This is a genomic window from Microcystis sp. M079S1, from assembly GCF_020246425.1.
GTDB lineage: Bacteria > Cyanobacteriota > Cyanobacteriia > Cyanobacteriales > Microcystaceae > Microcystis > Microcystis aeruginosa.
Genome location: NZ_JADBSZ010000297.1, coordinates 1 through 10,787, shown reverse-complemented (window position 1 = coordinate 10,787; position 10,787 = coordinate 1). Strand labels below are relative to the sequence as shown.

The following is a 10,787-nucleotide window of genomic DNA, read 5'->3' as shown; positions in this document are numbered from 1 at the left end:
CTTTCAAATATTTTGAGTATAAATACTCTATATACTCACTTCTCTGCGATGCAGTCGCACTCGCGGGAGCGCATTTTGTAGCTTGCTTAAAGCTTTGTTTCTGTCTGTATCACTTGTTACTTTTTAAAATGAGAATTGCTGAGTGAGGAGACAATTCGTTGCCGATTAAACGAGATGGGATATAGATTAAAACGAGTAGTCAAGGCGAAACCGCCAAAGAAAATACCGGAAACGGATGCCATCTTTGAGCAAATCCACTCGGTTAATCAACAAGCCGATGCTGACCCGCAGACCTTACGTATCTCAATGGATGCCAAAGTAGCGGTCAAAGTTGGAGAGTTTGACCGAGGAGGCAAAACGCGAGTGACCACTATTGCCTTAGATCATGATTTTGATGCGAGCACCTCTGGGGCCCCCTATGGTATTTTCCTCCCCGAATACAATGAACTGTACTTGTTCTTTGTCAGCTCTAAACTGACCGCAGATTGTATTGTGGACTTGCTGGAGCAGTGGTGGGCGATGGTAAAAGACCGCTTTAGCCACATTCACAAATTGGTGATTAACCAAGACAATGGACCGGAAAACCATTCCCGTCGCACTCAGTTTAGGCATCGGATAGTAGCCTTTGCCCAGCAGTCGCAACTGAACATTGAGTTAGCCTACTATCCCCCCTACCACAGCAAGTACAATGCAGTAGAGCGTACCTTTGGTTGGTTGGAGCAGCATTGGAATGGGAGTTGACTCGATAGTGTGGAAACGGTGCTTCGCTTTGCCGAATCTTTGACCTTCAAAGGAAAAAATCCAGTTGTCAAGCTCATTGACAAGGTTTACCGCAATGGGGTGAAGTTGACCCAGGAGGCAATGGCAGAGTTGGAAAAACAGATTAATCGACTTCCCCATTTGCCAAAGTGGTTTGTGGAAATCCCTTATCAACTCACTTAACTATTGGATCATCTTTTTTATGGAGTTCTCTAGATAAGTATTTTGACTCACGCCCATTCCTCTTTTGAGACGTTGTGACACTTAAGGTGCGGAATGTGGGGTATAACAGCCCATAACTCAGCCAAATAAGCCAAATTAGCGGAAAAAGTTGATCGGGGGGGGGGAGAAAAACTGGCTGGCAACGAGCGATCGCTAACTATTAGTTTTCCTGATTGATAAGCTGTACTGCATTTAAACTGCGTATTGGGAATTTTAGTACAAATGCTCAAACTTCCTCTCCCTGCTCCGCAGCTCCGGCGCTCATAGACAGTCTTAACGAGTAATTCAGATAGTCAACAGCTTATTGGGAGTACCATCGGTTTACTGTTTACTGATTACTGATCACTGAAAATTACCTTCCCTGTGTTTTGCCGATTTGGTGATTACAATAGAGGTAGAGGTATCGGAGACCGAGAATAGCAATTCTCCCTACGATTGTCCGTAAACACTTACCCCTACTCTCTCTTTTTTGTTCTACTGCCCATGCTCCAAGATACCCAATCCATTCGTTACTATCAAAGACTAACCGATGACATGGTGGATCTTTGGCACCGTGGCTCGCGTTTTGATGAGATCCGGCTATATGTAGAAGGCTATTTAGCCTGTTTACGAGATTCTAATTCCATAGAACCCTATCTAATTCATCGTCTCGAAGAAGAAATTTTTCGCTTTCTGCGAGATCCTTCCAATTTTGAATATCTCTCCCCCCAAACCCAAACCCAAACTGAAGCAGATTATGGCTATTATTAACCCCAGTTCGGGTTAAGGGAATTTGGCCATCAGTTCCGGAAAAAGAATCGGATTGACTGGCTAGAATAGCCTCGGGATTAGACCTCTTGCACACAGCAGAATTCAGGAGTTAGGAGTGGGGAGAGAGGAGGAAAATCCTTACCCAATCGGGGATTTTTACCAGAGGTCTACTGAGCTTGACAGGAACGAGATTGGGTCATCTGTAGGACAATAGTATCGATCGCTTTCACCAGGGCCTGTCCAGAAACCCGTTGATTATTAACGATAATGCTAAATAACATCGGTTCTTGGTTGGGGTGTTCTAGATAACCCGATAAGGCCCGCACACCGGTAAGAGTGCCAGTTTTAGCGTAAACTGTGCCAGTGGCGGCCGTCTGACGCATTCGGTTTCTCAGGGTGCCACTAATTCCCGCTACCGGTAAGGAAGCATAGAAAGTGTCTCGATTAGGAGAATAATACATCACCCGCAAAATTTCCACGATCGAGCGGGGAGTAGCGGTATTACGACGGGATAATCCCGAACCATCGGCTAAACGAAAACCACTGGGATTGATGCCCAATTGTGCCAAGATGGCAGTAACATTTTTAGAACCGCCGATAAAGCGAAAAAGAGTGTCAGCGTAGAAATTATTACTTCTCTGATTAGTGATATTAACCCAATCGCGCAGGGATTTTTTTTGAATTGTCGTCTCTGGGTTCATCACTTGTAAAGCGGCAGCCGTGGTAAATAACTTTGTATTAGAAGCGGGGATAAAATAGCGATCAGCGTTATGACTATAAATAACTGTTTGGCGATCGATAGATTCGATTAATATACCCCACTGATTGGGAGCTTGACTGATAATTTTATCGATATTTGCCCCGATCGATTGAGTACAGGTATTATTGGTGTTATTGCTTTCTGGCGGGGGAACGTATAATTCTATGGATTCGTTCGACGAGGAAGGATAGGGATAAACAGACAGATTAACTTGAGCGATGCTAGGGTAGGCCAAGGCGATAGTGGCTACACTGGCCACTGTCAGCGAATTGAGGCTATTGAGGAGTTGTTTCATGCTGTGTTTGTGTAAGAGTCTGGTTTCCGTAAGCGTTCGCCCTATTGTACCAGTTGCTGCTCAAGTGTCAAAGTTACCTGTCTAACAGATTTTAGCGGCTAATGCACACCAATGCCAGAGAAGAAAGCTGGCAATAGCCCGGAACTGCACTGATACCCCTTCTCAAGACCAGTTGGGATTTTTCTGGGTTCCAAAATCGTGCTATTTTGATAGCCGTGACATTACTGCTGACAATTTGGGGATAATAAAAGCAAAGTGTCGGAAAAGGGATGTCAGATTCATGTATTCTGTCTCAGATGATTCCAAAACAATGACGAATACCAGCCGTCAAACTGTGCTAGAGACGTTAAACTTACAAAAAACTTATCGGACGGGATTCTGGTTAGATAAAAAAATCGAATCCTTGAAAAACTGTACTTTAATTGTCCATGAGGGCGAAACTTTTGGATTATTAGGCCCGAACGGGGCCGGCAAAACCACACTCTTAAAAACCCTTTTGGGGATTGTCCGACCCACTTCCGGACGGGCCTTGATTCTCGGTCAACCAATTGGCGATCGCTCGGTCAGGCAACGCATCGGCTATCTTCCCGAAAATGCCTACTACTACGACTATCTCACCGGCTGGGAATTCCTACAATTAATCGCCAGCATTTTTCAAATTCCCTCTTCTGTGCAGAAAAAACGCATTCCTGAATTATTGGATTTAGTGGGATTAGACCGCAAAACTGCCCAGAAAAAGCAATTGCGTCAATATTCTAAGGGTATGATGCAACGGATCGGTATAGCTCAAGCATTAATCAATGATCCAGAATTAGTCTTTCTCGATGAACCGATGTCGGGACTGGATCCTATCGGTCGCTATCAGGTGCGAGAAATTATTCAATCCCTCAAACAACGAGGGAAAACTATCTTTTTTAACTCTCATATTCTCTCCGATGTGGAACAAATTTGCGATCGCATTGCCCTGTTGGCCCGGGGAGAATTACTCTGTGTTGGTTCCCTCGATCAAATTCTCGGTCGTGCCGATGTCTATCAGGTGATTGTTCAGGGTGGTAGGGAGGATCAACTACAGCAATGGCTCCTCGGTTTGCATTGGCGCGATCATTGTTGGCACGGACAATTACAGGGAGAACCCGCTGCTTTTCTGGCTGCCCTGCCTAGTATGGATGCTCGCTTGATTAGTCTTAATTTAGCTCGTGCTTCCCTAGAAGAATTTTTTATCGACCAATTACGTCAGCGCGGTATTACCTCTAGTCAATAAGCACTCTCATACCAAATCCGTTGAGTATAGGCTACATATTAGGACAGGCACTCATGCAAAAGAGGGAATAGATAATCAGTTTTTAATAACTGGATTTAGTATTAATCTGTAAGGCAAGTTGCCAAAAAGGAGACGAGCGTGCGACGGGGAAGACATAAAATTTTTATCGGGATGGCCCCGGGGGTCGGGAAAACTTACAAGATGCTGGAGGAGGGGCATAGCCTCAGAAAGCAGGGAACCGACGTGGTGATCGGACTTCTCGAAACCCACGGCAGGAAAGAGACCGCCGCAAAAGCCGAGGGATTGGAAATTGTACCGAGAAAAATCCTAGAGAAAGAGGGATTCACTCTCTCGGAAATGGATACAGAAGCGATTATCGCCCGCTCACCGCAGCTGTGTCTGATCGATGAATTAGCCCACACGAATGCGCCTGGTTCGGAGCGAGAGAAACGTTTTCAGGACGTGGAGATAATTTTATCTCAGGGAATCGATGTTTACTCGACCGTGAATATCCAGCATATTGAGAGTTTAAACGATCTGGTTGCCCGAATCACTGGGGTGGTGGTGCGAGAGCGAATACCCGATCGAATTTTGGAGGAAGCTGATGAAGTGATCGTGGTAGATGTTACCGCCGAAACCCTAGAAGAAAGATTATTAGCGGGAAAAATCTACGCTCCCGAAAAGATCGAACAATCTTTAAATAATTTCTTTCAACGGCGCAATTTAATCGCACTACGGGAACTCGCCCTGCGCGAAGTGGCCGATACGGTAGAAGAAGAAGCGAGTAATTCAACCAAATTCATCGGTCAATTCTGTCCCGTTCACGAACGAGTATTAGTCTGTATTTCCACCTATCCCAACTCTTTACGATTATTACGTCGGGGAGCGCGGATAGCGGGGTATATGAACGCGGAATTTTTCGTGATTTTCGTCGATAAACCCGATCGCTTTCTCACGAAAGAGGAGGCTTTACATATCGAAACCTGCGAACGTTTATGTCGGGACTTCGAGGGGAAATTCTTACGGGTTAAAAGCTATCAGGTGGCGGCAGCGATCGCCGAAGTGGCCGAGCGCGAACGGATCACCCAGATTGTGATCGGGGAGAGCCTTCAATCGCGCTGGAAGAATTTCATCAAAGGTTCTTTCACCCAAAAACTCATGCGTCTGATCTGGCAGAAAAATATCGATCTTCACATCATCGCCACCGAACCAAAAGTACCGATTAAAAACGCGCGAGCCAAGGGGGTGAAAAGGTGACTACCTGACTTGAAAGAGGGTGTGGGGTGTAGGGTGTGGGGTGTGGGGTGTGGGGTGTGGGGTGTGGGGTGTAGGGTGTGGGGTGTGGGGTGTAAGGTGTGGGGTGTGGGGTGTGGGGTGTGGGGTGTGGGGAAGGAAACCTCGGGACTTTCTGCCACTTCCCCACTTCCCCTCTCAAATCAGCAACGCCCTCTGGGATGATATTCTAGGAGTTAATCTTTAATGCAAATCCGTTGTCACTTAAGGGAGTTAACTCATGCAGGTAAATAATCTCGGCTTTATCGCTAGTATTCTATTCGTCCTAGTCCCCACGGTTTTCCTCTTGATTCTGTTTATCCAAACCAGAGAGGAAACCGAGGGTTAAATTCCTTCCCTATCCCTATTTTTCCTAAAAACCCCGGTGATTTCTTGAAGTCATGCGGGGTTTTTTCGCTTCAATTAGGGGAAAATGCTAGTTTCGTCACCTGATCCTAAATCGCCAAAAGTTAAAGTAAGCTAAACGGCGCTTAACCTGCATGATCCAACAGCTATAACCCTTTTGGAGTCTATATCGGTGATCCGAAGTAAAAGCCGTTTAGCTTATTTAGGGTTGGCTGAATAAATGTGAAATGTAGGTAAGGTAAGGGTTTTGTGGCTTTTCTCGCCAAACAGGTGCAAGATTTTGAGAGAATCATGCTTCCAAACCTTGCGTTTTCATCGGCCCGCGTCCTGTAGGGGCGAAGCATTCGGGCAATAACCTATCGGTGAAACCGGAGATTTTCTATCCGAATGCTTCGCCCGTACTTTTTGCCGCAAACCCTATTTAGTAGTACAATCGATCGGATTTGGCGGATCTGAGTTTTTGTCCCTTTTGAGTTTGTCGATTTCTCGTTGATTGGCTTTTGGGTCCGCAGCCACCCATAATTTTTTATCTTTATCCCACTTGGCTTGCGTGTATATTGCTCTTTCCCAAAAGCAGGCCGATTTAATTTGTTCTGGATGAAGACCCACGGCTCCGTTGAGGTAGGCTCCGTTGAGGTAGGCTCCGTTGAGGTAGGCTCCGTCGAGGTTGGCTCCGTCGAGGTTGGCTCCGTCGAGGTTGGCTCCGTTGAGGTAGGCTCTGTAGAGGTTGGCTCCGTTGAGGTTGGCTCCGTTGAGGTAGGCTCTGTAGAGGTAGGCTCTGTCGAGGTTGGCTCTGTAGAGGTTGGCTCCGTTGAGGTAGGCTCTGTCGAGGTAGGCTCCGTTGAGGTTGGCTCTGTAGAGGTAGGCTCTGTCGAGGTTGGCTCGGATGAGGTTGGCTTCCCTCAAATTTGTCCGACTTAAATCAAGAATTTTAATTTTATTAGAGTCAGTTGTTTCAGCCAAATTATCGCCAGCTTGGTCATTCTCAACTTTACGCCGGCCGATTACCGTTAAAGCGGCCTGAACTGAAATACTCACGGAAGGAAGCTTTTCTAGGGCTTTCTCTCTTGCCGCCGGCTCCAGTTGTTGAATATTCGAGGGAATGGGGGAATTTTTACGAATGTAGGAAGTCAGCACTTCCATAATTGTCCATTGATCCTTGGGAGAATCTTTGGCAATTCGCTCTAGGGAGTAAATGCCGCCAATTACCACCTCCTCTTTAGGATTACCGATTTGCTCGACAGCTTTCGAGAAGCGCTCGGTAATCAGACGTTCCTGAATCAGTTGCCTTTCCGCTTGAGAATTGAGATAATTGACAAAAAGCCCAATTCCTGCGAAAAGGGTAGCAATTAATCCCAGGGCAGAAATAATCGTTTTGACCACATCAATGGCAAAGGTGCGGCTGTCTTTGTCTTCACGGGCAAAAAGCCCCGGTATTTGCTGAAATAGCCAGAAGGGAAAGATTAGCAGTTTCCAAGCAACTCTGACAAGAGACTGGAGCGATAGCAACAATCTTTTAATTAGCCTTTTTCCCCCGCGATAGGGCATTTTTAGATTCCAAGCAAGAATCGCTCTGGGATGTTGGCTCAAATATTCTTTCGCTTGCTGCCAGTCATCTATCTCATTGCCTTCTTTACCCGATGCCAGCCGTTTTTGATAAAACTCGTAAGCCTTGATCTGGTGCAATTCTAAAGGAATTCGTGGTGATTTTTTCTGGGCCATGTAGCGTTTTCCCCGCCAATAGATGGATTTTGCCAAGGGACTGAGGGACTGACAAAACTGTTTTCGAGGTTGGTTGAAAGAGAGTAAAATCCAACCATTAAAGTTTATCTGTTAATCGAGTAATCGGCTCTCTCGGCTGCTGTGTGATCAACAGGATCGATCATCGAGATTGTCGGTATAGACTAGAGCCTAACGTCAACCTTTGATCAAGCTGTTGGGCTACAATCCAGCAAGGACAAGAGAGCCTGTTTACAGAATCGATCGCTTTAAGTGGTGTACTCGGCGTTAATTTTGACGTAATCGTAACTAAGATCGCAACCCCAGGCCGTACCTGTCCCCGAACCGTTACCGATACAGATAGACATTAAAACGGTATCTTCTCGTAAATAAGCCCCGCTTGCTGCCGCTTTCAGGTAATTACTGGCACTAGCTCGATCGAACGCCAGAGGTTGACCATTTTCCATCATCACGAAGTCGCCTAACTTGATTTGTAGGTCTTCTTGATGGAAGACAACCCCGGCCCGGCCCGCGGCCGCCGCAATTCGTCCCCAGTTAGGATCTCGACCGAAAACCGCCGATTTTACCAAGGAAGAACCGGCAATGGTGCGAGCAATCTGACGAGCGGACTGATCATCGGCCGCCCCCGAAACCCGCACTTCTATTAAACAGGTGGCCCCTTCCCCATCCCGGGCGATCGCTTTAGCCAGGTATTGACAAACTTCCGTTAACATGGCCTCTAACTTTTGGGCATCCCGGCCCATTTCTGTGATCGCCGTGGTGCGCGATTGACCGTTAGCCAAGGCGATCAGACTGTCATTGGTACTGGTGTCCCCATCCACCGTAATCTGATTAAAACTTTTATTAGCCGCCCGACTTAACATATTTTGCCAGAGAACCGTCGATACTGCGGCATCACAGGTAATAAAGGAGAGCATCGTCGCCATATTCGGGTGAATCATCCCCGATCCCTTGGCAATTCCCCCAATTGTGACCGGACGACCATCGATAGTGGTTTGCAAGGCGATCGATTTGGGGACTAGATCCGTGGTCATAATCGCCCGGGCCGTGCTTTCGCCACCATTTTCCGACAATAAACCCACTAAGGTCGGTAAAGCGGCCGTTAACGCATCCATGCGAATCCGTTGCCCGATGACTCCCGTAGAAGCCAGCAAAATTGCATCGGCGGGAATCCCTAAAACTTGGCTCAAGGCGGCGGCACTATCGAGGGCATCTTGCCATCCGGCTTCCCCCGTGGCGGCGTTTGCTTGGCCGGCATTACACAAAATCGCCCTGGCGCTGGCTTTAGTTTGTAGGCGTTGACGGCAATAATCGACGCAAGCGGCGCGCACTTGACTGGTGGTAAAGACTCCTGCGGCGATCGCTTCTGTTTCCGAGACAATGAGGGCTAAATCGGGCAAACCGGACGGTTTTAGCCCCGCGGCCATCCCTGCGGATTTAAATCCTTTTGGGGCCGTGATCCCCCCCTCTATTTCCTGCCAATCGGCCATTTTCTCCCGTCTCCTACTCAAATTCGACACTCGATTATAGCAAGTAAAAAATCAAAAATCTTCGGTTAGGTGAGGAGTCAGTAGTCAGTAGTCAGTAGTCAGGAGAATTAAGAATGAATAATTCACAGATTCTAGGCAATTTAATCCTTATTTTTGCCGTTTTTGAATCCTCAAAAATTAATTATGCAAGAGGTCTAAAGCCAAAAAGTAGCAAGGGGTTTGGCTGTTGCGGGTTGGGGAGAAGGGAGAAGAGAGCGGGGAACGGGGACTGGGGAGAAGGGAGCGGGGGGGATAAATAAGCTAAACGGCTTTTACTTCGGATCACCGATATAGACTCCAAAAGGGTTATAGCTGTTGGATCATGCAGGTTAAGCGCCGTTTAGCTTAAAAATAATCTCCTGTCTCGGAGTCTCCTGTCTCCTGATTAAGCTATCACTTTACTAAATTGCGGGTTAAAAGTTGATAGAGTAGCCTAGTCTCGTAAAATAGCAAGCGACACAGCCCATCCTTACCCAATGCCTTAAAACTGGGTAATTCTTTCTTTTTCTCGATTGTTTGACCGTTTTCGGTGTCGTAATAGATATGAATCCGAGGATTAAGCCAAGAATGCTTAAGCTTGCCAATAACCTCGGTTTTAGCGGGTTTATTCGGGCAAATAGTCACCAGTGCGTGAGCATACAAGTGAGAGCGCATTAAGTCGGAAACCTTCCAAGACTTTTTTACCTTGTCTTGTTTTGCTGAGGTATCACCAGAAATCTGATAAGAATATCCCAGCCCTAGATAAGCCTGAAACTTTCTCAGGCTAATATCGTGATCACCTCTAAAGTAGGGTTTACCGTTGACTAAAAATCTTTCGATAGGATAGCAGTGTAAAAGCAGTAAACTTTGAAGGACAGTACCGAAAAGAAATTGATTAAATACTTGACAATAAGGCTTAAATTGTTCCAGTTCTAGAATTTCGCTTAGTTCCCCTTCTTTAATTGATATTCTAGTTTGATACATGATAAGGTCATTAGCTAATAGTTGACTATATTCACTGATTCCAGTCCCGGCTGTGGCTTTAATGTGCGGGTTGTTTTTCAGTCTGGCAATATGCCCTAAAGTGGGGTTAAATCCATTGACTCCAATATAATCAAAGTCTCTTTCGGCAATTTCTGGATATTCACAACATAACCGCTGTCTAAGTTGATTGATTAAAGAATTTTTGTTCTTATCAAGCTGTTCTCTCACATGAAAAGTACGTCGTAATTCCTTAAAATCGGGGGATTACCCAAGTCATCTAGTCCCGATTTGTCAAAATAGGTTAGGGCAATGGTTAACGCGTCTAGATAGTCGTCTTTGTTTTTAGTCTTGAAATAGTGCTGACGATTTATCTTAGTTTGCTGATGAGATATCCAGTAGATATTTAATCCTAACTTCTTAGCACAGTTAACCCAGAAGCTTGCGTACCAGTACCCCGTAGGTTCTAGAATAATTGCATCAGCTTCTAAAGATTTAATAATCTCGATCGCTTCAGCGTTGCACTCTAGCTTGTAGGCTATCTCGTTAAGCTGAATATTTCCCTTAATTCTCTGGTATCCCCTAACTGGTTCCTTATATCCCAATAATTTTAATTGTTTTCTCGCCTCAGAAGCCGTCAGTCGAGTATAAGCAATCGGAAGGAGGCGTTGCTGAATCAAGGTATGAATCAGGCAGGAATAGGAACTTCCCAAAACTTAAGATAATGGATTAATAAACGTATTGAATACCCTAACATTTCAATAGACTTAGAATAGCAGAGAGTTTGACTGTGAAGTCGAGCTAGGTACTGTCTCAATCTAGTATTTTCACCCTCCACTCTTGTCATATATGTCTTGCTAATAATATGGTCTT

Annotated in this window: 10 protein-coding genes and 1 pseudogene; 5 read left to right on the top strand and 6 right to left on the bottom strand. The window is 45.8% G+C overall.

What is annotated here, in order from left to right; genetic code table 11:
- Positions 1–135: 135 nt before the first annotated feature.
- Positions 136–942, top strand: a pseudogene (locus IM456_RS19180) (ISAzo13 family transposase).
- 522 nt (positions 943–1,464) lie between these two features.
- Positions 1,465–1,731, top strand: coding sequence for a DUF6761 family protein (locus IM456_RS19175; RefSeq protein WP_045356196.1), 267 nt, complete (start codon positions 1,465–1,467; stop codon positions 1,729–1,731).
- A 167-nt stretch (positions 1,732–1,898) separates the two neighbouring features.
- Here IM456_RS19175 and dacB read toward each other — a convergent pair whose 3' ends face one another.
- Entirely contained in the window at positions 1,899–2,786 is an 888-nt protein-coding gene (gene dacB, locus IM456_RS19170) for a D-alanyl-D-alanine carboxypeptidase/D-alanyl-D-alanine endopeptidase (RefSeq protein WP_149988595.1), read from the bottom strand.
- A gap of 280 nt (positions 2,787–3,066) precedes the next feature.
- Here dacB and IM456_RS19165 point away from each other — a divergent pair, with 280 nt between their 5' ends.
- The 3 genes from IM456_RS19165 (at position 3,067) to psbM (ending at position 5,668) form a co-directional block, all read left to right on the top strand.
- Positions 3,067–4,047 (top strand): ABC transporter ATP-binding protein, encoded by a 981-nt coding sequence (locus IM456_RS19165; protein ID WP_149988597.1) that lies wholly within the window; start codon positions 3,067–3,069, stop codon positions 4,045–4,047.
- A gap of 138 nt (positions 4,048–4,185) precedes the next feature.
- A complete protein-coding gene (locus IM456_RS19160) occupies positions 4,186–5,304 on the top strand; it encodes a universal stress protein (RefSeq protein WP_287693044.1) in 1,119 nt (372 codons plus the stop codon).
- A 256-nt stretch (positions 5,305–5,560) separates the two neighbouring features.
- Entirely contained in the window at positions 5,561–5,668 is a 108-nt protein-coding gene (gene psbM / locus IM456_RS19155) for a photosystem II reaction center protein PsbM (protein ID WP_002745897.1), read from the top strand.
- Between the two features lie 434 nt (positions 5,669–6,102).
- Here the strand turns inward: psbM and IM456_RS19150 are convergent, their stop codons facing one another.
- The 5 genes from IM456_RS19150 to IM456_RS19130 form a co-directional block, all read right to left on the bottom strand.
- Positions 6,103–7,407 (bottom strand): pentapeptide repeat-containing protein, encoded by a 1,305-nt coding sequence (locus tag IM456_RS19150; RefSeq protein ID WP_287693046.1) that lies wholly within the window; start codon positions 7,405–7,407, stop codon positions 6,103–6,105.
- A gap of 266 nt (positions 7,408–7,673) precedes the next feature.
- Positions 7,674–8,915, bottom strand: coding sequence for a bifunctional ornithine acetyltransferase/N-acetylglutamate synthase (gene argJ / locus IM456_RS19145; protein ID WP_147073627.1), 1,242 nt, complete (start codon positions 8,913–8,915; stop codon positions 7,674–7,676).
- 432 nt (positions 8,916–9,347) lie between these two features.
- A complete protein-coding gene (locus IM456_RS19140) occupies positions 9,348–10,145 on the bottom strand; it encodes a hypothetical protein (RefSeq protein ID WP_287693045.1) in 798 nt (265 codons plus the stop codon).
- Complete coding sequence (locus IM456_RS19135) at positions 10,142–10,594, bottom strand: hypothetical protein (protein ID WP_149988514.1); 453 nt, start codon at positions 10,592–10,594, stop codon at positions 10,142–10,144. The genes IM456_RS19140 and IM456_RS19135 overlap by 4 nt, the downstream gene beginning before the upstream one ends.
- A gap of 8 nt (positions 10,595–10,602) precedes the next feature.
- On the bottom strand, positions 10,603–10,787 hold a 185-nt coding region (locus tag IM456_RS19130; RefSeq protein WP_287705263.1), incomplete at its 5' end, for an IS1 family transposase.